General features: G+C 67.1%; 20 protein-coding genes. 11 read left to right on the top strand and 9 right to left on the bottom strand.

Features of this window, described 5'->3' with window-relative positions; genetic code table 11:
- From WBB14_RS05255 to WBB14_RS05235, 5 genes are all read left to right on the top strand, one after another.
- The coding region (locus WBB14_RS05255; protein WP_424238880.1) for an acetate--CoA ligase family protein at positions 1–640 on the top strand (640 nt) is incomplete at its 5' end.
- A 24-nt stretch (positions 641–664) separates the two neighbouring features.
- A complete protein-coding gene (locus tag WBB14_RS05250) occupies positions 665–1,642 on the top strand; it encodes a Bug family tripartite tricarboxylate transporter substrate binding protein (protein WP_424238879.1) in 978 nt (325 codons plus the stop codon).
- Positions 1,643–1,671: 29 nt separating this feature from the next.
- Positions 1,672–2,469, top strand: coding sequence for a citryl-CoA lyase (locus WBB14_RS05245; RefSeq protein WP_424238878.1), 798 nt, complete (start codon positions 1,672–1,674; stop codon positions 2,467–2,469).
- Positions 2,466–3,638 carry a CaiB/BaiF CoA transferase family protein gene (locus WBB14_RS05240; protein WP_424238877.1) on the top strand — a complete coding sequence of 391 codons (1,173 nt, stop codon included), beginning with the start codon at positions 2,466–2,468 and terminating at the stop codon, positions 3,636–3,638. The genes WBB14_RS05245 and WBB14_RS05240 overlap by 4 nt, the downstream gene beginning before the upstream one ends.
- A 19-nt stretch (positions 3,639–3,657) precedes the next feature.
- Positions 3,658–4,623, top strand: a complete 966-nt coding sequence (locus WBB14_RS05235) for a Bug family tripartite tricarboxylate transporter substrate binding protein (protein ID WP_424238876.1) — start codon at positions 3,658–3,660, stop codon at positions 4,621–4,623.
- A 17-nt stretch (positions 4,624–4,640) separates the two neighbouring features.
- Here WBB14_RS05235 and WBB14_RS05230 read toward each other — a convergent pair whose 3' ends face one another.
- From WBB14_RS05230 to WBB14_RS05220, 3 genes are read right to left on the bottom strand one after another with little or no spacing between them, the layout of a single operon-like run.
- The gene (locus WBB14_RS05230) at positions 4,641–5,681 is read right to left on the bottom strand and encodes a LacI family DNA-binding transcriptional regulator (RefSeq protein WP_424238875.1); all 1,041 of its coding nucleotides are present in this window, start codon (positions 5,679–5,681) and stop codon (positions 4,641–4,643) included.
- Complete coding sequence (gene leuD / locus WBB14_RS05225; protein ID WP_424238874.1) at positions 5,669–6,277, bottom strand: 3-isopropylmalate dehydratase small subunit; 609 nt, start codon at positions 6,275–6,277, stop codon at positions 5,669–5,671. The genes WBB14_RS05230 and leuD overlap by 13 nt, the downstream gene beginning before the upstream one ends.
- A gap of 1 nt (position 6,278) precedes the next feature.
- Positions 6,279–7,715: a 3-isopropylmalate dehydratase large subunit gene (locus WBB14_RS05220; RefSeq protein ID WP_424238873.1), complete on the bottom strand. Its 1,437-nt coding sequence runs from the start codon at positions 7,713–7,715 to the stop codon at positions 6,279–6,281.
- 169 nt (positions 7,716–7,884) lie between these two features.
- Here WBB14_RS05220 and WBB14_RS05215 point away from each other — a divergent pair, with 169 nt between their 5' ends.
- Genes WBB14_RS05215 through WBB14_RS05205 form a run of 3 tightly spaced genes read left to right on the top strand, consistent with a single transcriptional unit; the run spans position 7,885 to position 11,027 of the window.
- A complete protein-coding gene (locus WBB14_RS05215; RefSeq protein WP_424238872.1) occupies positions 7,885–8,877 on the top strand; it encodes a Bug family tripartite tricarboxylate transporter substrate binding protein in 993 nt (330 codons plus the stop codon).
- A 22-nt stretch (positions 8,878–8,899) separates the two neighbouring features.
- Positions 8,900–10,078 (top strand): mandelate racemase/muconate lactonizing enzyme family protein, encoded by a 1,179-nt coding sequence (locus WBB14_RS05210; protein WP_424238871.1) that lies wholly within the window; start codon positions 8,900–8,902, stop codon positions 10,076–10,078.
- A 13-nt stretch (positions 10,079–10,091) separates the two neighbouring features.
- On the top strand, positions 10,092–11,027 hold the full coding sequence (locus tag WBB14_RS05205) for a ketopantoate reductase family protein (protein WP_424238870.1): 936 nt from the start codon (positions 10,092–10,094) through the stop codon (positions 11,025–11,027).
- 79 nt (positions 11,028–11,106) lie between these two features.
- Here WBB14_RS05205 and WBB14_RS05200 read toward each other — a convergent pair whose 3' ends face one another.
- Positions 11,107–12,480 (bottom strand): amidase, encoded by a 1,374-nt coding sequence (locus tag WBB14_RS05200; protein ID WP_424238869.1) that lies wholly within the window; start codon positions 12,478–12,480, stop codon positions 11,107–11,109.
- A 41-nt stretch (positions 12,481–12,521) separates the two neighbouring features.
- Entirely contained in the window at positions 12,522–13,457 is a 936-nt protein-coding gene (locus WBB14_RS05195) for a tripartite tricarboxylate transporter substrate binding protein (RefSeq protein ID WP_424238868.1), read from the bottom strand.
- A gap of 184 nt (positions 13,458–13,641) precedes the next feature.
- On the opposite strand from WBB14_RS05195, the gene WBB14_RS05190 reads away from it, so the two are divergent.
- Both WBB14_RS05190 and WBB14_RS05185 read left to right on the top strand, forming a co-directional pair.
- Positions 13,642–14,529, top strand: coding sequence for a LysR substrate-binding domain-containing protein (locus WBB14_RS05190; RefSeq protein WP_424238867.1), 888 nt, complete (start codon positions 13,642–13,644; stop codon positions 14,527–14,529).
- Positions 14,530–14,734: 205 nt separating this feature from the next.
- Positions 14,735–15,190 (top strand): DoxX family protein, encoded by a 456-nt coding sequence (locus WBB14_RS05185; protein ID WP_424238866.1) that lies wholly within the window; start codon positions 14,735–14,737, stop codon positions 15,188–15,190.
- A gap of 12 nt (positions 15,191–15,202) precedes the next feature.
- Here the strand turns inward: WBB14_RS05185 and WBB14_RS05180 are convergent, their stop codons facing one another.
- Genes WBB14_RS05180 through WBB14_RS05170 form a run of 3 tightly spaced genes read right to left on the bottom strand, consistent with a single transcriptional unit; the run spans position 15,203 to position 19,414 of the window.
- A complete protein-coding gene (locus WBB14_RS05180; protein WP_424238865.1) occupies positions 15,203–16,633 on the bottom strand; it encodes an efflux transporter outer membrane subunit in 1,431 nt (476 codons plus the stop codon).
- Entirely contained in the window at positions 16,630–17,790 is a 1,161-nt protein-coding gene (locus WBB14_RS05175; protein ID WP_424238864.1) for an HlyD family secretion protein, read from the bottom strand. The genes WBB14_RS05180 and WBB14_RS05175 overlap by 4 nt, the downstream gene beginning before the upstream one ends.
- Before the next feature lie 19 nt (positions 17,791–17,809).
- The gene (locus WBB14_RS05170; RefSeq protein WP_424238863.1) at positions 17,810–19,414 is read right to left on the bottom strand and encodes an MFS transporter; all 1,605 of its coding nucleotides are present in this window, start codon (positions 19,412–19,414) and stop codon (positions 17,810–17,812) included.
- Positions 19,415–19,618: 204 nt separating this feature from the next.
- On the opposite strand from WBB14_RS05170, the gene WBB14_RS05165 reads away from it, so the two are divergent.
- Positions 19,619–20,200, top strand: coding sequence for a TetR/AcrR family transcriptional regulator (locus WBB14_RS05165; RefSeq protein ID WP_424238862.1), 582 nt, complete (start codon positions 19,619–19,621; stop codon positions 20,198–20,200).
- Between the two features lie 14 nt (positions 20,201–20,214).
- Here WBB14_RS05165 and WBB14_RS05160 read toward each other — a convergent pair whose 3' ends face one another.
- Positions 20,215–21,405 (bottom strand): lactate oxidase, encoded by a 1,191-nt coding sequence (locus WBB14_RS05160; protein ID WP_424238861.1) that lies wholly within the window; start codon positions 21,403–21,405, stop codon positions 20,215–20,217.
- Positions 21,406–21,553 lie beyond the last annotated feature (148 nt).

Genomic DNA, 21,553 nt, shown 5'->3' with positions numbered 1-21,553 from the left:
AGGCAAGCCCGGCGCCTCCGCGCAAGCGATGAGCGAAGGCGCGGCGTTGCAGTGGCTGGGCGAGCGAGGCGTGGCGGTGCCCGCCATGCGCGCCTGCGCGCGGGACGACCTGGCCATTGCGGCGCGGGAACTGGGTTATCCGCTGGTGATCAAGGCCGACACCACCGAGACCCACATTTCCGACCAGGACGGCGTCATCCTGAATATCCGCAATGACGATGAATTGGCGCAGGCGCTGGCGCGCGTGGCGCAGTGGCGCAGCGAACGGGTGTTGGCCTTGCGCTATCTGCCAGGCAACGAGCTGGTCGCTGGCACCTTCGCGCATCCGCAGCTGGGACTGGTGCTGATGGTGGGATCGGGAGGGCTGTGGGTCGAACTGTTGAAGGATGTGCGCTTCGTGGCCTTGCCGGCCAGCGCCGACGAACTGACCCGCGCGCTCGAATCCACGTTGGTGGGGCGCGCCTTGCGGGAGGGCTACCGCGGCGCCAGCGGCTTCGAGCAGGCGGTCCAACTGTTGTGCGCGTTGGCGGACGCAGCGCTGCAAGCCGCGCCGGCGGTGGCGCAGATCGAGCTGAACCCGGTCACGGTTGGAAAACATGGCGCCGCCGCGGTCGATGCGGCGATCTATCTGCAGGCATAGGCATACAAGCACAAGGAGATGGTGATGAGCAAGTTCGCTGCAATATTGGCGGCGCTGGCCTTGGCCGGTTCCACGGCGCCGGTCTGGGCGCAGGCGGCCGGGTATCCGGAAAAGCCCGTGAAAGTCGTGGTGCCGTATTCCGCCGGCGGGCCGGCCGATGCGCTGATGCGCGCGCTCGGCCAGAAGCTGAGCGAGAAGTGGGGCCAGCCGGTGATCGTGGAGAACCGGCCGGGCGCCAATGAAATCATCGGCGCCGACCTGGTGGCCAAGGCCGCGCCCGACGGCTACACCTTGCTGCTGGGATCGGAAGCCGCCTTTTCGCTGAACCCTCAGCTATACGCGAAGCTGCCCTACAAGGCGGAATCCGACCTGGCGCCGGTCTGCCGCGTCGTCACCGCGCAGCTGATGCTGGTGGCGCGTCCGGATTTTCCGGCCAGCGACGTGGCCGGTACCATCGCCTTCCTGAAGTCCAATCCAGGCAAGCATACCTTTGCCATCACCGGCATAGGCGGGGTGCTGCATCTGGCGGCGGCCTGGTTCGACAAGCTGTACGGCGTGCAGACCACCGAAGTGCCTTACAAAGGATTGCCGCTGGCGCTGCAGGACGTGATGGCGGGGCGCGTGGACATGCTCTTCGCCATCAGCGGCGGTCCCATGCCGTATGTCGCCACCGGCAAGCTGAAGGCCATCGCACTGGCTGGACCGCATCGCGTGGCGATCGCGCCCGACGTGCCGACCTTCGCGCAGGCCGGCTATCCCGAATTCGATGCGTCGGTGTACTTCGCGCTGGCCGCGCCGGCGGGCACGCCGCAGGCCATACGCAGCAAGATCGCCGTCGACGTGGCCGCGATCGTGGGGGAGGCCGATTTCATCGACAAGAACCTGACGGCGATCGGCTTCGAACCCGTCAGCGAAACGCCGGAAGCTTTCGCAGGCTTCCTGACCAAGGATCGCGCCGTCGCGGCGCAACGCGTGCAGACCGCCGGCGTGAAGCTGGATTAGGCCGGGCACAGACTACACGGAGCATCACCATGACTACCCTGACTTCCGACATGGGCTGGAGCAATGCCACGAAGATCGTGGTGCGCGGCCACGATCTCAATCGCGACATCATCGGCCGCTTGAATCTCGGCGATTTCGCCTTCCTGGAAATTACCGGCCGGACCCCCAACCCGCAGGAGTCGACGTTGTTCAACGCGCTGCTGGCGGTGCTGGTCGAGCACGGCATGACGCCCACCGCGATGGTGGCGCGTCTGACCTATCTCGGCGCTCCCGAATCGATGCAGGCCGCCATCGCGGCCGGTCTTTGCGGCATGGGGACCAAGTTTGTCGGCACGGCGGAGGGCGCGGCCCGGCTGTTGCAGCAGGCATTGCCGCTGGGCAGCGCGGAGCCGCTGGATATCGACGGGGCCGCGCGCGCCATCGTCGCCGACCATCGCGCCGGCAGGCAATTGGTGCCGGGCCTGGGGCATCCGGTGCACAAGCCGGTGGACCCGCGCGCAACAGCCCTGTTCGCCGTCGCCGAACGCACCGGATTCAAGGGCCGCTATGTGGCGCTGATACAGGCCTTGTCGGCAGAGGCGGAGCGGGCATTGAACAAGCCGGGCGTGCTGCCGGTGAATGCCACCGGGGCGCTGGCGGCCCTGGCGAGCGAGCTGGGCATACCTTGGCAGCTGTGCCGCGGCATCGCCGTGATCGGTCGCGCGGTCGGGCTGGTCGGCCATATCGCGGAGGAATTGCGCAATCCCATCGCCGAACGCCTGTGGGTGCGCACGGATGCGGAAGTGTCGGCGCATCTGCACGCGGCTGCCCGGGAGGCGGGCGCATGAAACTGCTCGAACATGTCCGCGTCCTGGATCTGGGGCGCTTCATCACCGCGCCTCTGGCGGGCCAATTGCTGGGTGAATTGGGCGCCGACGTGGTGAAGGTGGAAGCCGCGGACGCCATGGATCCGTTCCGCGCCTTCGAGGGCGGGCTGTACGGCCCGCATTTCCAGTCGCACAACCGCAACAAGCGTAGCCTGGCCCTGGAATTTGGCAGCGCCGAGGGACTGGCGGCGCTGCACAGGCTCATCGCCGGCGCGGACGTCGTCCTGCTCAACATGCGGCCAGGGGTCGAAAGCAAGCTGGGGCTGGATTACGAAAGCCTGCGCCAGCTCAATCCCGGGCTGGTCTATTGCTCGGTCACAGGCTTCGGCGCCAGCGGTCCGTATGCTCACCGCCCGGCGTTCGACAATGTTGGACAGGCGCTGTCAGGCTGGCTGTCGATGTTCCATCAAGGCGCCGATCCGCGCGTGCCGGGACCGCCCGTGTCCGACTCGCTGACGGGCTTGTACGCGGCCTTGGGCGTGCTGGCCGCATTGCTGGAACGGGCTCGCAGCGGCCTGGGCCGCAAGGTGGAAGTGTCCATGCTGGAAGCGCTGATTGCGTTTTCGACGGAACCGCTGGGCCAATTGTCGGCCAAGGGCGAGCGGCCGGGCTATTACGGCCGAGCGTCCATGTCCCAGTCGTACATCCTCACCTGCGCCGATGGCCTGCGCATCGGCCTGCACCTGTCCAGCCCGGAGAAGTTCTGGTGCGCATTGATCGCCGCCATCGAGCGTCCGGACCTGTTGGCGAAGTTTCCGGACCGGGCCAGCCGGGTCGCGCAGTACGACGCCATCGCGACCGAACTGGCCGCCGTATTCGCGCAGCGCGCGCGTGCAGACTGGATGACGGTCCTGGAAGCGCACGATGTGCCGGCCGCGCCGGAGCGCCTGCTCGATGAACTGGCCGATGACGCGCAGGTGCGCCATCTGCAGGTGTTCCACGAACTGTCGCATCCGCGCCAGGGGCGGGTGATGGCGGCCAACCGCGCCATCCGGTTCGACGGAGACAACCGCAGCGGCTTTCTGCCGCCGCCGGAATTCGGTGAGCATACGCTGGAGGTGCTGGCCGAGGCGGGGTTCCGACAGGAGGAGATCCAGGGCTTGCGCGAGCGCGGCGTGATCGGCGCCTAGCCACTGACGAAGGAGACGCATGATGATCAGACAACCGACGCGTTGGACGGCGTGCGCCGCGCTGTTCTGCGCCGCCGCCATGGCGCAGGCGCAGGATTACCCGAACAAACCCATACATCTGGTGGTGCCGTATCCACCTGGAGGCGGCACCGATGTGGTGGCGCGGGCGGTGGCGCAGCGCCTGCAGTCCGGGCTGGGCCAGCCGGTGGTGGTGGAGAACAAGCCCGGCGCCAGCGAGATCATCGGCACCGGCAGCGTGGCGCGTGCCGCGCCGGACGGCTACACGATAGGCCTGGTGACCAGCACCTACTCGATCAACTGGGTGCTGGATGGCGGGCTGCCGTACCGGCCCGCCCAGTTTTCAGCCGTTGCGCCGCTGGTGGGCGTGCCGATGCTGGCGCTGGTGCCTGCGGGTTCGCCGCATGCCGATCTGGCCGCGCTGATCGCGGCCAGCAAGCGCAGTCCCGGCCGCATGAATTACGCTTCGCTCGGCCCCAACAGTTTGCAGGCCATGTCCAGCGAATGGCTCAAGCATTTGTCGGGCGCCGATCTGACCGCGGTGGCCTACAAGGGCGCGGCGCCCGCTCTGGTGGCCTTGTCCACCGGTGAAGTGGATTTTGCCTTCGCCGGGCTGGGGGCCAGCCGTGCGTTGCTCGATGCCGGCAAGCTGAGGCCCCTGGCGGTGTCTACCCGCAAGGCCTTTTCCGCCATGCCGGCCCTGGGGGCGGTGGCCGCCGACGTGCCAGGCTTCGATATCCAGATCTGGTATGGCGTGGTGGCTCCGGCTGGCGTGCCGAAAGCCATCCTGCAAAAGCTCAACACGGCGCTGTCCGATCTGGCCGGCGACGCGCAGATGCAGCGCCAGTTCACGGACCTGGGCAATGTGCCCATGGCCATGGGCCTGGACGAGTTCAGCGCCTTCCTGGCGCAGGATGCGCAACTGTGGCGCGACATCATCACAGCCGCCGGCATCAAGCCGCAGTAGGCGCGGCGGGCGCGGCCTCAGCCGGCGTATGGCCGCGTCGAACTGCGAATGGTGAGCGTGGCCGGAAAACGCGAGGGCAGGGGATGGCCGGGGTCGGCCGGAATGGGTTCGGTTTCGCCGTGTATCCGGGCCAGCAGCAGGTTGATGGCGTAGGCGCCCATGGGATGGACGGGGGGCGCCACCGTGGTCAGGCCGTCGCCGACCAGCTCGAACCAGTCGGGGTCGCCGTAGCCCACCACCGACACGTCGGCCGGGCAGGCCAGGCCCAGGCCGCGCAGGGCCTTGAGCGCGCCGACGGTAAGGCGCGAGCTGCCTACGATCAGCGCGGTCGGCGGCTTGGCGCCGCTCATCATGCCGTGCACCGCGCGATGGGCGAACTCGACCCGGGGCGGTCCCACGGCGGTCATGCTGGCGTCCAGTCCGGCGTGCCGCATTGCGCCGTAGAAGCCGGCCAGCCTGTCCTCGCCGCAACTCAGGTCGGTGGTGGTGCCGACATAGGCGATGCGCCGGTGGCCGTAGTGGATCAGGTGCTCGGCGGCGGCGCGGGTCGCGGCCTGTTCGTCGATCACCACCGCTTCCGCCTCCATCGAGGCATGCTGGCGGATCAGCTGGATCGCGTGCACGCCCTTGAGCAGCGCCACGGTCTCGGGTTTGGGCGTGACGGTGGGCGTGATGATGACGCCGGCCGCGCGCGACACCACGAAGGCGCGCAGGTCGTTCAGTTCGCGCTCCGGGTTGTCCTCGGTGATGCTCAGGGCCAGCTGGAAACCGCGGGCAACGGCGGCGTCGGCGACGATCTTGGCGACCGAGGCGTAGAAATCGTTCTGGATGTCAGGCACGATCAGGCCTATCACGGGGTTGCGCGCCGAGCGCATGTTCTGCGCGCTGCCGTTGGGCACGTAACCCATCTTGCTGGCGGCTTCGCGCACGCTGGCCTTGGTGGCGGCGCTGATCTTGGGGTGGTCTGCCAGCGCGCGCGACACGGTTGCATGCGACAGGTCCAGCGCGGTTGCGATGTCCTTGATGGTGACGTTGGTGCGGGCGGCTATGTCAGCCATGGCTGGGTCCGTTGCTGGCGTTGCTGGAAGGCGTCGATCTCGGCGGTTCGCTGCAGCGCGAGGTCGATGTCGTCCGTGCCGTCGAGCAGCAATTGACGGCGCCCCGCATCGATATCGAAGGCGTAGTCGGTGCCGTCCGGTCCGGTGACGCGCTGGCTGGCCAGGTCGACGGTGCAGCTGCTGCCGGGGCGGCCCAATGCCTGTTCCATCAAGGTGTCGATGGCGTCGATGGGCAGGGTCACGGGCAGCAGGCCGTTCTTGAGGCAGTTCTCGTGAAAGATCGGCCCGTAGCTGGCGGCCACGATGGCGCGGATACCATATTCCTGATGCGCCCACACCGCATGTTCGCGCGACGAGCCGCAGCCGTAGTTTTCGCGCGCGAGCACGATGGCGGCGCCTTGATAGCCGGCCTGGTTCAGGACGCAGTCGGGGCGCGGCTGGCCGTGCTCGTCGTAGCGCAATCCCCCCATGAAACCATCGGCCAGGCCGCTGCGTTCGATAGTCACCAGCCAACGCTGGGGCACGATCGCGTCGGTGTCCACATGGTCTTGATTCATGGGCAGGATGATGCCGTGGGCTTGGAGGAAGGGCTTCATATTAGACCAGATCCCTATGGTCGATGATGGCGCCGGCAATGGCCGCCGCGGCCGCGCTGGCGGGGCTGGCGAGATGGGTTCGGGCTCCTGGTCCCTGGCGGCCTTCGAAGTTGCGATTCGAGGTCGAAACACAGCGTTCTCCGGGCGGCACTTTGTCCGCGTTCATGCCCACGCACATGGAGCATCCAGGTTCGCGCCATTCGAATCCGGCCGCGCGGAACAGGCGGTCCAGGCCCAGCTCCTCGGCGGCGCGCTTGACCCGCTGCGATCCGGGGACCACCAGCGCGCGCACGCCGGCGGCGACCTGGCGACCCTGCGCGACGCGCGCCGCGGCCAGCAGATCGGACAGACGCCCGTTGGTGCAGGATCCTATGAACACCCATTGCACCGGCACGCCGGCAAGGGCCGCGCCCGGCGTCAGGCCCATGTAGCGGTAGGCCTGGCGCAGCGCGGCGCGTTCGCCCGCATCGGCCGCGTCTTCGGGGTCGGGCAGGGCTTCATGCACGCCGGCGACTTGCGAGGGGCTGGTGCCCCAGGTCAATTGCGGACCGTCCAGCGCCAGCGTCAGATCCAGTTCGGCTTCGTAGCGCGCTCCCGCATCGCTGCGCAAGGCGCGCATTGCCTGCTGTGCGGCCTCGTCGCCGCTGGTGGCGGGCGCATGGCGGCGCAGGTAGTCCAGGGTAACGGCGTCGGGCGCGATCACGGCGGCGCGCGCGCCGGCTTCGATCGCCATATTGCAAAGCGTCAGGCGCTCTTCCATCGACAGCGCGGCCACGGGCGCGCCGGCCAACTCCAGAAAGCCGGCCGCCGCGCCGCGCACGCCTATGCGGCGCAGTACGTGCAGGGTCAGGTCCTTGGCGCTCAGGCCTGCGGGCAGGGCGCCGGCCAGCGTCAGGCGGATCGCCCGCGGGCGGCGCATCGCGAGCGTTTGGGTGGCCAGCACATGCTCGGCCTCCGACGTGCCTATGCCCCAAGCCCAGGCGCCCAGCGCACCCAGGGTGGAGGTATGGCTGTCGCCGCAGGCCACCGTCATGCCCGGCAGCACCAGGCCCAGTTCGGGCGCGATGACATGCACGATGCCCTGGTCGGGATCGTCGATGCCGTAGTGGCGTATGCCGCTGCGGGCGGCGTTGCTTGCCAGCGCGGCGATCATGGCCTCGCTGCCGGGCACGTGTTCGCCGCGCCGTCCGGGCGCGGTGGACACGATGTGGTCGGCGATTGCCACATTCCGTTGAGGGCTATGCACGCGGCGACCCTGGGCCCGCAGCGATGCGAAGGCCTGCGGACTGGAGAGGTCGTGCAGCAGGTGGCGGTCGATGTGGATCAGGCTGCGCCCGTCGGCCAGGTCAGCCACGTGATGGCTATCCCACAGTTTGTCGAACAGGGTTTGCGGCAAGCCGCCTGGAAGGTCGGACGGAGCGGTGGCGGGATTCTGCATGGCGACTCTCCAGTGCACACGTATGAATTCTATTGGGTAGGGGTAAAACTCGGGTAAACGAGCATCATCAGGCTTATTGACTCGAAAATCTCGGCTCATTATATTGCGATCAGTGCAAACGTGTGCATTATCAGAAGTCGCTTCCCAAAAAAATAACGAGGAGACATCCATGAAGTGCGTAAAGCAGGTTCGCAGTAGGGTGGCCGCCACGCTGGCGGCGCTGGGCATGTGCGCGGCGCTGGCGCCCGCCGCCGCCATGGCGGCCTATCCGGAGAAGACCATCAGGCTGATCGTGCCGTTCGGCGCGGGCGGCACCACCGACATCCTGGGCCGTGTGCTGGGGCAGAAGCTGGGCGACGCATTGGGCCAGACCGTGATCGTGGAGAACCGCCCCGGCGCCAATGGCAACATCGGCAGCGACGCGGTGGCGAAGGCGGCGGCCGATGGCTACACGCTGTTGTTCGCCGCCGATGCCACGCTGGTCATCAATCCCTCGCTGTATCGCCAACTGCCGTTCCAGCCCGAACGCGACTTCGCGCCGATCTCGCGCATCGCCGTGGTGCCTCTGGTGCTGGTGGCCAATCCGGGCGTCAAGGCCGACACGCTGCCGGAACTGGTCAAGCTGGGACGCAACGGCGATTCGCGGCTGGACTTCGGCAGCGCCGGCGCCGGCAGCATGGGCCATCTGGTCGGCGAACGCCTGAACCGCGCGACCGACATGAAGATGACGCATATCCCCTACAAGAGCGGCGCCCAGGCGATCGCCGACGTGGTGTCGGGCCAGATTCCGTTGCTGATCACGGGGCTGGCGGTGGCCGATCCGTTTCTCAAGAATGGCAAGCTCAAGGCCATTGCGGTCACTTCCGGCCAGCGCTTTCCAGGCGCGCCGACGGTGCCCACGATCGCGGAAGGCGGAGTGAAGGATTTCGATTCCCCCAGCTGGTACGGCTTGCTGGCGCCAGCCGGCACGCCCGCGCCGGTGCTCGAGAAAATCCACGGCGCCCTGGCGACCGCCTTGCAGACCGAGGAGATGAAGGCGCGCATGGTCGAACTGGGCGCGTGGCCAGTGGTCGACAGCCGGGCGGCCTTCGCCGAACTCATCAAGCAAGACACCGTCCGCTGGTCGCAGATCATCCAGGCCGCCGGCATCACTGTCCAATAACCTCACATTGACAAACTCATTCATGCGCATTACCGCCATACGAGAAATCGCCGTCCCGCTGCAAGGCAACATATCGAATTCGCTGGTCAACTTCGCCGAACATACAGTGTCGCTGGTGGCGTTGGTAAGCGATACGGTGCGCCATGGCCGTCCGGTCATCGGCTACGCCTTCGATTCCATAGGCCGTTATGCGCAGCCCGGGCTGCTGCGCGAACGCTTCATTCCGCGCCTGCTCGCGGCGCGGCCCGAAGCGCTGCTCAATGAGGATGGCACTGCCTTCGACCCGGCGCGCGCAAGCAGCGCCATGATGCGCAACGAGAAGCCCGGCGGCCATGGCGACCGGGCCGCCGCGGTTGGCGCGCTGGAGCTGGCGTTCTGGGATTTGAATGCCAAGCTGCGCGACGAGCCGGCTTATCGCGGCATTGCGCGGCACGCGGGGCGCGCGCCCGGTAGCGGCTCGGCGCAGGTGTATGCGGCTGGCGGTTACTACTACGACAGCGGCGACCCGGTACGTCGGCTGAAGGAGGAATTCCAGGCTTATCGCGATCAGGGGTTCGTCAAGTTCAAGATGAAGATCGGCGGTGCGTCCTTGTCGCAGGACCTGGCCCGCATCGAGGCTGCGCTGGCAGTAGCGGGCGAGGGCGCCAATCTTGCGGTCGACGCCAACGGGCGCTTCGACCTGCCTACCGCCTTGGCCTACGCCCGCGCCATGGAGCCTTACGGCCTGCGCTGGTATGAGGAAATCGGCGACCCGCTGGACTATGAACTCAACAGCCAGGTCGCGCATGCCTACGCCGGCCCGATCGCCACTGGCGAGAATCTTTTTTCGCTGCCGGACGTGAACAATCTGCTGCGCTTTGGCGGCATGCGCCCGGCCACCGATATCCTGCAGATGGACGCGGGCCTGGCCTACGGCCTGACCGAGTACCTGCGCATGGTGGCGGCGGTGGAGCGGGCCGGCTTTTCGCGCGGCTGCCTGCATCCGCACGGCGGGCACTTGATCAATCTTCACATCGCCGCCGGCCTGGGGCTGGGCGGATGCGAGGCATACCCGGGGGTGTTCCAGCCATTCGGCGGCTATCCCGCGCAATGCGCGCTGGGCGCAGGGCAAGTCCGGCCGACCGACGCCCCGGGATTCGGACTGGAACAGAAACAGGAATTGGCGCCGTACATTGCGGCCCTGGCTACAGGCAGTGCTTGAGGAAGCTGACATCATGAAGATTGCGATTATGGGATGTGGGGCCATGGGCTCCGTGTACGCCGGTCTGCTGGCGGCTGGCGGGCATGATGTGCTGGCCATCGATCATTGGGCCGAGCACGTGGAGGCCATGGCCTCGCGCGGCTTGCGCGTGGAAGGCGCCAGCGGCGACCGCGTGGCGCGGGTGCGCGCATTCAGCCAGGCGCCGGCCGAAGCGGTCGATCTGATCATCATTGCGGTGAAGGCCGCGCAAGCCGGCAGCGCGGCCGTTCAGGCGCGATCGATGCTTGGGCCGCGCACGCGGGTGTTGACGATACAGAATGGCCTGGGCAGCGCGGACAGCGTGGCCGAAGCCATAGGCGCGGACAGGTTGGCGGTGGGTATCGCCGCCGCGTTTGGCGCGTCCTTGCCTGGACCGGGGCATGTCCACCACAACGGCATGTCCGCGGTGCGCATGGGTGCCTATGCGAGCCTGCCGCAGGCGGACCTCGAGGGTATCGCCGCGGTGTGGAGCGATGCCGGCTTCAATGCCCAGGCGGTCGACAACTTGGCCGCGATGCAGTGGGAAAAGCTGATCTGCAACGTCGCCTACAGCGCGCCTTGCGCGCTCACCGGCCTGACCATAGGCGCAGTCATGGACGATCCGCACATCGGCGCGGTCAGCCAGGCGGCGGCGACCGAGGCATGGACGGTTGCCCGCGCGCTGGGAGTTCCGATCCAGGTCGCCGATCCGGTCGCGCACGTCCGCGCCTTCGGCGACCGCATACGCGAGGCCAAGCCTTCGGTGCTGCTGGACCATGAGCGCAAGCGCACGAGCGAGATCGACTACATCAACGGCGCGATTCCCGTGCAGGCCAGGAAGGCAGGCGTTTGCGCGCCTGTGAATGAAACCTTGACCAGGCTGGTCAAACAGCGCGAGGACGGCTTCAGCAGCGGCCGCGCCAAGCATTAGCGGGCGCTTGGACCGAGCGCACGGCAAAGCGCGCTCTTTTCCGCAGGAAAGAGCGCGCTGGCGCGGTGTTGGATGGCTTTTAGATAGCGGCTGTCAGGGTGGCGTGCAGCCAGCGTCCGATGGCGACCGCCTGCGCGTCTGCATGGGCCTGTGCGAGCACCTGGATGCCCAGCGGCATGCCCTCTGAACTCAAGGCAGGCACGCTCACGGCCGGCGCGCCCAACAGGGACGACACGCAGCTGAAGGAATAGTCGCCCGTGGGCTGCTGCGTATCCTGCAGCGCGGCGATGAGCGGGGCCGGACCGCAGGACGACAGGCCGATCAACGCATCGCACTGGGTCGTCAGCGCAGCAAGGCGTTGGCGCGCATGCTCGCGTTCCAGCAGCGCCTGGCGGTACAGGTCGAGGGTCATGCCCGCGCCCAGGTCGAGCTGCCGCACCAGGCTGGGCCCCAGCGTCCCGGGATGCTGTTCAGCCAGATTCTTCAGGCTCCAGTGATGTTCCCAGGCGATGATGCGCATGGACAGCGTACCGGCCTGGGCGATGGCCTGCTCGAAATCCTCCAGCAGCGGCAGATCCCCGCGCCGGATGATACGCACGCCCTCCGCCGCCAGGCGCTGCAACGCCTCTTCGAAGACGTGGCGCGACGCTGCATCCAGGCGTTGCCACCCCTCGCTTTCAAAGACCGCAAGGCGTTCGGGTTTGAGCGGCAGCCGTGGCCTGGGTGTTTCATACAGCCCGGGGTGGCCCGGATCGCCGCCGACGCGTTTCACGATTTCGATGGAGGTGCGCCACATGTCGGTCGCGCAGCCGGCATGCACGCCGATGTGGGACTGGCTGAACCCCTGGCGTTCGCCCCGGTTGATCGCGCCGTATGTCGGCTTGAGCGCCCAATTTGCGCTGAAGCTTGCGGGCCTGATGACCGAGCCGACCAATTGGGAGCCGATGGCTACCGGCACCATGTTGGCGCCGACGACCGCGCCGGAACCGCTGGATGAGCCGCCTGGCGTGCGCTGCGCGTCGAAAGGGTTGGTGGTCGGTCCGGGGTCGAGAAAGCCCAGGGCAGTCGTGACGGTCTTGCCCAGAACTATCGCGCCGGCGTCGCGCAGCGCCCGGACCACGGCGCTGTCGCGCTTGGGGAAATTGCCTGCGTAGGCCGCGCTGCCCATCTGCGTGGGCATGTCGCGGGTTTCGATCAGATCCTTGATGCCGACGGGCATGCCGTCTATCGACGACAGGGGCCGGCCCTCGCGATAGCGCTTGACGGAGGCGTCGGCGGCTTCCCTGGCCGCGGCTTCATTCAGGACCACCCAGCCCTGGACAGCGGGCTCACGCGCCGCAATGACGTCCAGGCAGCGTTCCAGATAGGCGCGAGGCGAGTCGCTGCCTTCGCTGAATCCGCCTCGGCGGTCGTGGAAGGTCAAAGAATCATGGGTACTCGGATCGTAGTGCAATGCCTGCTCCTGTGCTTTGGTGTTGAGGGGTATGCGCCGGGTCAGTCGGCCTGGAGGCCGGCCTCGTCGATGAGCGTCGTCCAGCGCTGGTATTCCGCCATGAAGAATTGATCGAACTGCGCGGGCGTTCCGGTCTGCGCCTGCATGCCCAGCGCGGCCAGGCGGGCCTGGATATCAGGCATCGCCAACACCGTACCCAGGTCCTGGTTCAGTTTGGCCAGGAGGTCCGGCGGCAAGCGGGCCGGCGCGAACAAGCCATACCAGGCTTCGAGCCGCAGCTCCGGCAAGCCGACTTCGGCCGTGGTCGGTACGTCCGGCAAGGCCGCCAGCCGCGATTCGGATGCGACCGCGTAGGCCTTGGCCCGGCCGCTGGTGACGTACCCGATCACGTTGCCGTTGCCCAGCTGCATGAGCATGTCGACTTCGCCGCCCAGCAGGGCGCGCGAGGCCTCCAGCGCGCCGCGGTAGGGCACATGCATGATGTCCACGCGCGCCTGGCGCTTGAACATCTCGGCGTAGAGTTGCAACGCCGAACCCGTTCCGTTCGACGCATAGGTGTACTTGCCCGGCGCGTCCCTCAGCTTCTGCACCGCCTCGGCCATGGTATCGGCAGGCATGGACGGATGGGCCAGGAGCAGGACGGGCAGGCTGCCGATCTTGCCGATGCGGGAGTAATCGCGGACGACGTCGATGCGCGCGTTCTTGTTCAGCGCGGGCAGGGTGACGAGTTCGGAGTACGTGAGCATCAGCGTGTAGCCGTCGGGCTGGGCGCGGGCGGCGAACTCCGAACCGATCAGAGTGCCGGCGCCAGAGCGGTTTTCCACCACCACGGCCTGGCCCCAGAGCTGTGTCAGCTTGGGTCCGATCAGGCGCGCCAGGATGTCGGCGGTGCCGCCCGCGGTAGTGGGAACGACTATCGTCACCGGCCTGTCGGGATAGGGATTGGCGGTGGCAGCCGTTGCGTTCAGCGGCGCCATGCAAGCAAGAAGAAGTGCGACTCCGGCGCGTCTCAAGCCGTGTTTCATCTGTAGCCCCTTGGTGGTTCATGTCCAGGGGATGCGCCCCCTTGATTTTCGACCATGGTGACCTGCGCCAGCGTTGCTTTCAAACGACTTTATCGCTAGCATGATTTACATTTTCTCAAGCGAAAAGAGACGTCGCATGGACGCTTTGCCACCGCTCAATGCGGTACGCACTTTCGAAGCGGCGGGGCGCCTGGCGAGCATATCCGAGGCGGCGGCCGAGCTTTGCGTCACGCCCTCCGCGGTCAGCAGGCAGATACGGCTGCTGGAAGAGCATCTGGGGCGAAAACTGTTTTACCGGCAACATCGCGCCATCGTGCTGACGCCCACCGGCAAGCAGTATCTGGCGGACGTCGCGAAATCGCTGGTCGCGTTGCGCCGCGCCACCTCCGTCGCCATGAAGCCGCAGCGCCAGGCGACCTTCACGATACGCGCCCCTCACAGCATTGCGATGCGCTGGCTGCTGCCAGAGTTGGCGAAGTTCCGAGTGCAGTATCCGGACATAGACGTCAAGCTGCACACGTCCTTGACGCCGCCGGATTTCGAATGCGAAGACCTGGATGCGGGGATCGTCCTCGGCCGCGGCGATTGGAAGGGGGGGCTGAGCTACATGTTGCTGCGCAACGAGTTGATCCCCGTGTGTTCGCCGGAAAAAGGCAGACGCCTGCGCACGCCGAAGGACCTGGTGGGCGAAACTCTGCTGCATGTCTTTGGCCGTCCCGACGATTGGACGGCGTGGCTGCGCGCCGCCAAGGTCAGGGGTATCGATATCGATCGCGGCATGAAATATGAATCATCGGCGCTGGCCTACGAGGCGGCGCTGGAGGGATATGGCGTCGCCATCGCGCAGAAGGGCCTGATCGACCGGGACTTGCGGGAAGGGCGGCTGGTGGCTCCGTTCGACCTGACGGTGGACCAGGGCGACTACACCTACTACTTCGTCTTGCCGCCCGATGGCTACAAGCGCCGCTCGGCTGCCTTGACCACGTTCCGGCGCTGGGTCCGATCGGTCTCGCTTTCGGCATAGTCCGGCGCCGCATCGCCTTGCTTCGATCAGCTAGTCCGCTGCGCCGCCCTGTTCCATTTTTGGGTTGCTGAGGGCGGTTTTTGATCCTAGTCGGCCCGCGCTGACTTGACTATCGTTACGCGCGGTGCGCGCTCCGGCGCGGATAAGGCCAATCCGCAGGTGCCTGAGTGCGGTTGGCTGCAACGACGAGAACAAGGGGAATCCAATGACAACTTCAAGTACAGATGCGTACAACAGCACGCCAGCATGGGTGGCGAAGGCGCTGGCTTGGCCAGTGACTGCGGGGTTGGGGCGCACGCTGCTGACCTTGCCGTTCTGGTACAGCGGCATCGGCAAGCTGCTGGATTTCCAGGCGGCGACCGAGGAGGCTGCAGGCTTCGGGCTGAGCCCCGCGCCGCTGGTCGCCGCGGCTACCATCGCGGTGCAATTGCTGGGATCCGCCCTGATCATCCTGCGGCGCAGGCCTTGGCTGGGCGCGGGCGCGTTGATTGTGTTCGTGCTGATGGCGATTCCCGTGGCCCATCCGTTCTGGCAGGTTGAAGGCGCGCAGCGGCACTATCAATTGATGTGGGTGGCCGAACACATGGGCCTGATTGGCGGCCTCATGCTGGCCGCCTCCATGGGAGAAAAGAGCCGTTCAGCCGGCCGGCAAGCGGGCTAGACCCGCATGCTGCTATCCATGGGCGGCCTCGTGATAACCGCCGCCCAGTGCGCGGTGCAAGGCGACATCGATCGCGAAGCGCCGGCTGTCCAGCGCCGCCACCACGCGCTTCTGGGTCGCCAGCCGGTCTTCGACGATCAGGACCGATTGGAAATCCGCCGCGCCGCTGGTGTAGCGGGCGCGCGCCAGTTCCCAGGCGCGTTCGAGCATGTCCAGGGATTCCCGCGCGTAGCCGAGCTGTTGGTCCAGCGAGCGGTGGTTAAGGGTGATGCCGGCGATTTCGTTGACGGCCTGCGCTAGCGCCGCGTCGTAGTTGGCAACGGCGGCATCGTAGTCGGCGCGCGCCACGCCATAGGCGGCCTTGCGGCGCCCCGCGTCGAATATCGGCAGGCTGAACGCCGCGCCGACCGAGCCGAAATCCGCGCCGGAACGCAACAGATTGCCGATCCCCAGCGATTGCAGGCCCAGGACCGCGCTCAGGTTGATGTTGGGATAGAAGTCGGCTTGGCGCGCGTCGATCTGGTTGGACAGCGCCTCTACCCGCCAGCGCGCGGCGGTCAAATCAGGGCGCCGTCCCAGCAGGTCTGCGGGCAGGTTGGCGGGCAAACCGGACGCGCGCAGCACGGGGCGGGCGGGGCGGTCTATTTCCAGCGCGGCATCGGGTCCGACACCCAGCAGCGCGCTCAGGCGAAAGCGGGCCAGGCCGATCTGTTCCTCGGACGCCGCCAGTTCGGCGCGCACCGCCGGCGGGCCGGCTTGCGCCTGGCGCAAGTCGGCCTCGGAGTCGTAGCCGGCCTCAAAGCGCATCCGCACCAGGCGTTCGCTGTCCTGGCGGATGCGCAGCACCTCTTGCAGCATGTCGCGGTCGTTGTACAGGCGCAGCAGATCGGCGTACACCGTCGCAATCGCGGTAGACAAGCTCAGTTCGGCGGCGGCGCCGTCCGCCCGCGCCGCGGACAGTTCCGATACGGCGGACGCCAGCAGCGCGCGGTTCTTTCCCCAGAAATCGAATTCGTAGGAGAAATCCAGCGCCGCGCGTGCGCTGTCGTTCCAGCCGCGCAGCGCATCGGACACGGGCGCGCCGGTTTCGGTGCTGGGCTTGGCCTCGGTCATGCCGCCTGTCAGGGCCGCATGCGGATACAGCGCGGCGCCCGCGCCTTGCACGCCGGCCTGAGCGCGCCGGATGCGCGCCTGCGCCACGGCCATCGTCGGCGCTTGGGACAGCGCTTGCGAGATCAAGCGGTCGAGCTGAGCGTCCTGATACTGCTGCCACCATTGCCGCGCCGGCCACGCCGACTGCTCCGCCGCCAGGCTGCGGGCGCTGGCGAGGCTCTGGCCGGACGCCGGCGCGGGCTTGGGACCGAGGTCGGGCGGGGTGACGCAGGCCGATAGCAGCAAAGCCATCGCCAGGCTCAGGGCGGGTGCATGGCGGCGCATGTTCATGCTTGCTCCTTGGCGGCGCAGGTGAAGCCGGGATAGAACAGGCGCAGTGGATTCCAGGACGCCCGCGCCCCCGGACGGGAATCGATGGCGATGGTCGGCACGGCAGACATGCCGGTACCCAGCCGTTCCAGGCCGGGCTGATCCGGGTCCAGCACGATGCGGACCGTGAAGCGGCGCACGATCTTGGTGAAGTTGCCGGTGGCGTTGTCGGGCGGGATCACGGCGAACTCCGAGCCGCTGGCGCCCGCCACGCTCTCCACCGTTGCGCAATAGCGGGCGTCCGGTATGGCGTCGACGCGCACGCTGACCCGGTCGCCGGGGCGGATGCGGGCGAGTTGCGTTTCCTTGAGATTGGCCTCGACCCACAAGTCCCGGGTGGGCGCGACCGCCATCAGGCGGGTACCCACGGCAACGTATTCGCCCGGACGGACATTGCGGCCCGCGACGCGGCCCTCGCGCGGGGCGACCACGGTGGTCGCCGCCAGATCGTTGCGGGCCTTGGCCAGCCTGGCCTGGGCGCTGTCGCGGCTGGCTTGCGCCGCTTCGCGCTGCGCCTGCAGCACGGTCAGTTGCTGTTGCGCGTACTCCGCTTGCGCTTCGTTCTGGGTCAGGGTCGAGGCGGCCCGCACCTGCTCGGCGCTGGCCTGGTCGTAGAGCGCGCGGCTGACGCCGCCTTGTTGGACCAGCGATTGCGCACGGCGGTAATCCGCGAGGTTGCGCGCGGCCTGCGCGCGGGCGGAGGTGACGGTGGCCTGGGCGATGCGTATCTGCGTGGCCTGCAGCGTCTGCTGCGCGCCGATCTGTTCCAGCGTGGCGCTGGCCAAGGCCACCGCGGACTCCGCGTCGGCCACCGCGGCTTGGTAGTCCTTGGGATCTATCCGCACGAGTTGCTGTCCGGCTTCGACCTTGCGGTTGTTCTCGGTATCCACGCTCTGGACATAGCCGCTGACCTTGGTGGCGACATAGGTCAGATCGCCCTTCACATAGGCGTTCTCGGTGCGCTTGTAGGGCGTGGCGCCGTGCCACAGCGCGTAGGCGCCGTAGACCAGGCCGCCCAGGGCCAGGACGATGGCCGAGGCCGCCAGGATGCGGTGGCTGGTGTGCAGGATGACCTGGCGGACGCTGGGCGCAGGCGCGGGAGTGGTTTCGGTGCTCATGGAATGGCCTCTGATCTTCTTAGGCGGTCTTGCTGGAAAGGGATGGAACGGGAACGGGGGGTGCGGGCGCAGCCAGTGGGCTGGGCAGCCTGGGCAGGGCCCACACCAGCACCGCGCCCAGCATCAGCAGGACGGCAGCCAGCAGGAATGCGTCGCCGTAACTCAGGGTGTAGGCCTGCCCCGCGACGCTGCGCGCCAGGCGGCCCAGCGCCGCGCCCTGCGCGCCGCCCGGGTCGGCGACCCAGTTGGCCATGCCGCTGGCGGTCTGGCTCAGGCGCGTGGCGGTCTCGTTGGCCAGTGCGCCCACGCTTTCAATCAACATGGCGGAGTGGTACTTCTCGCGTTCGTTGACCACATGGCTGAACACCGCGATGCCGCTGACCAGGCCCAGCACCCTCGAATAGTTGAAGATGATTCCGCAGGTAGCGCCGTCGGTCTTGCCGATGCCGTAGACCGCAAAGCGCAAGGTCGCAACCGAGAACAGGCCTTGGCCCAGTCCGGCGACCAGCAACGCCGGCGCAAAGTTCTGCGCAGTCCATTCTGGGCTGAGGGAGCCGCTGAGCAGGCAGGCCAGCGCGAACAGGGCCAGGCTGGCGCTGAGCACCAACCGTTGGTCGACGCGCGGCGCCAGCCAGAAAGCGATGGGCAGCGAAACGACCGTACCCAGCGATAGCGGCAGCAGCATCGCGGAAATCTGTTCCAGCCGGAAACCGTGGATGCGCATCAGGTACTGCGGCGCGATCCAGACGGCGAACAGCGTCCCGAAACGGAAAATGATCTGCAGCACGATGGCCCAGCTGAAGGTGGACTTGCGGAAGATGTCCAGGTGCAGCAGCGGGCGGTTTGCCTTGAGCAGGCTGGCCGCGCCCAGACCCAGCCCGACCAGGCCCATCAGCAGACAGGCGCTGATCCACCAGGTTTCAAGCCAGAAATGGCGTTCGCCTTCCGAGATGGCGATGACCAGGGCGCTGAGACTGGCCGAAAGCAGGGCGTAGCTGGGCCAGTCCTTCACTTTGAGATAGTGGATGTCGCCGCGGTCCTGGCGCAGCGCGCGCCGGGCCAGCAGGTAGTACGCCGCGCCCAAGGCGGCCTGGGCCCAGAACAGCATGCGCCAGCCACCCAGCGCCGCGAGTTCGGCCGCCAGCCAGCCCGCCAGGCCGACCCCGATGGATGTGGCCGCGGCAAAGGCCGCCAGGCCGCGCACCTGGTTCCGGCCAGGCGGCAGGGTGGTCATGACCAGCAAGAACATCAGCACGGGCAGCATGCCGCCGAAGAAGCCTTGCGCGAATCGCATGGTCAGGGCCCAGGCCAGGTTCGGCGACAAGGCCACGGCCGCGGACGCCAGCGCGAAACCCAGGCCGGCCCAGCGCATGCTGCGGCCGCGGCCGAAAGCGGCGGCCGAGGTCATCACGATGGGTAAGCAAAAAATCTGGCCCACGTTGTAGATCGTGGTCAGCCATGCGCTCGCGTCGGCGCTGGCGGACAGGCCGCCGCCTATGTCGCCGAGCGCCAGGATGGCGGCCAGGGGAAAGGTGGATCCGATCACCGCGCCTAGCGAGGCGACCGCCAGGGCGTAGAAGCGGCCGGGCAAGGGCGGTGGCGCGGGTAATGAAGGGGCTGACATGGCTTTGTCTATAAATACTAATAGTATCGTTAGGCAAAATATATACTCTCGGTATCGTTAGGACAACCGGAATTCGACGAGAATTGGCAACATCGATGGAACGGTGCAACCCGCAGACGCGATCGACGCCAGCGGGAAGCGTCTGAATAATTTTGGACTCAGGGAGTAGACGTGGCGGAACCCAAGACCCAGAGGCGATCACGCGTGTCGCACGGCGCCGTGCGCAGCGAGGAAACCCATAGCGCCATCATCGAGGCGGCGGCCGCCATTCTTGAGGAGTCCGGCTATGCCGGCTTCACGTTGGACGCGGTCGTCAAACGGGCGGGCTCCAGCAAGCCTTCCATTTACCGCTGGTGGAAGAACAAGGCGGCGCTCATCATCGAGGTGTACGAACGTTCAGGCGAATCCGCCCTGACCACATCGCGCAAGGGCAACTTGCGCGACGAGCTGGCCGACTTCCTGGCCGCATTGTGGAACTGGTGGGGCGGCACGCGGGCGGGTGAGGCGCTGCGCAGCATCGTGGCCGAGGCGCAATCCGATCCGCAGACGCTGGGCCTGCTGCGCGACGAGTTCGTGGACCGGCGCAAGAACAACCTGCGAGTGATCTTCCAGCGCGCCTGCGACAGGGGCGAGCTGCAGTGGAGTCCGGATGTGGAAGCCGCCATGTCCTTGGCGATGGGGACCAGCTGGTTCCACATGCTGACGGGCACACTGGCCGACACGCGCCTGTGCGAGGTTTATGCCGACATGCTGGTCCGGGCCTTGACGGTGTCCCGGGCTAGCTAGCGCCCGCGTCGCCGCTACGCCAGGAACGTCCTGTCGATGTCCTTGATCGTCGCCGTGCCGGCAAGTTTCATGCTGAGCTCCAGTTCGTACTTCAAGGTGTTCAGCACGGACGTCACGCCCGCGGCCCCACCCAAGGCCAGGCCGTACAACACCGGGCGGCCGACGGCGACCCCGCTGGCGCCCATGGCCAGCGCCTTGAACACATGCACGCCACGGCGTATGCCGCCATCGAGATAGACAGGCACCTTGTGGCCGACGGCGTCCACGACCCCGGGCAGCGTCGTGAACGCCCCGGGAACCGAATCCAGTTGGCGCCCCCCATGGTTGGACACCTGGACGGCGGCCGCGCCGGCATTGACGGCGTCCTTTGCATTGCCGGGCGATTGAATGCCCTTGACCACGACGGGCAGGCCCGACTCGCGGGCGATGAACTCCAGGTCCTTGAAATCCAGATCGCGCTTGAAGATCGTGAACAGCTCGGCCAGCGTCGCGCCCGCAGGCGCGTTGGGGACGTTGGGGAATGGCAGGGAGGCCGGAAATTTGAAGCCCGTGCGGCGGTCCGATTCGCGGTTGCCCGACCACTCCAGATCCACCGTGAAAACAATGGCCGTCGCGCCCATGGCCTTGGCCCGCGCGATCAATTCGCGGTTCACACCCATGTCCTTGGTGAAATACAGCTGGAACCACTTAGGGCCGCGACTGACCTTGGCCATCTCCGACAACGGGACGTTGGCCAGCGTCTGGGCGGTGAACAGCGCGCCGGCATCGGCCGCGCCTTTCGCGGTGCCCAGTTCCGCTGAGGCGTGGGCCAGGCCGTGCGCGGCCATGGGGGGCACGAAGATCGGGATTTCGACCTTGGACCCGAGCAACTCGGTCCGGGTGTCGGGTTGCTTCACCCCGGCCAGATAGCGCGGCATGATCGCGTGATCGTCGAACGAGCGCACGTTTTCGCGCAAGGTCCATTCGTCGCCGGAACCGCTGCTGATGTAGCTGAACTGCGGAACGGGGATGAGTTTCCTGGCCTCTTCCTCGAGGTCATGGAGATTGATGATGTCCAGCTTTCTTTCGGCGCTGCCTGCCTTGTAAACGCCAGCGCCAGCGGGGGCTGCCTGTGCGGCAGAGGCAGGCGAGGCCGAAGCCGCCAGGAGGCCGCCCGCCATCATGCTCAGGCTGCCGATCATCATTTCACGTCTGGAAGTTTGCATGTTCTCTACTCCGCCGGTTGGGGTGAGCCCGCCGGCAACATCTCTTGGTCCGGATTACGCCTGGCGCGAACACGTCCACGCCGAAATCGCTACGCTTTCAGCGGGTGCTGAAGACGTCCTATAAGCTTAAGCAGCAGGACATTGGTGA

The sequence above is a fragment of the Achromobacter sp. genome (assembly GCF_049647645.1).
Taxonomy (GTDB): Bacteria; Pseudomonadota; Gammaproteobacteria; order Burkholderiales; family Burkholderiaceae_B; genus Achromobacter.
Note: the sequence above shows the minus strand (reverse complement) of the source record. Positions and strands in the feature narration are given on the sequence as shown.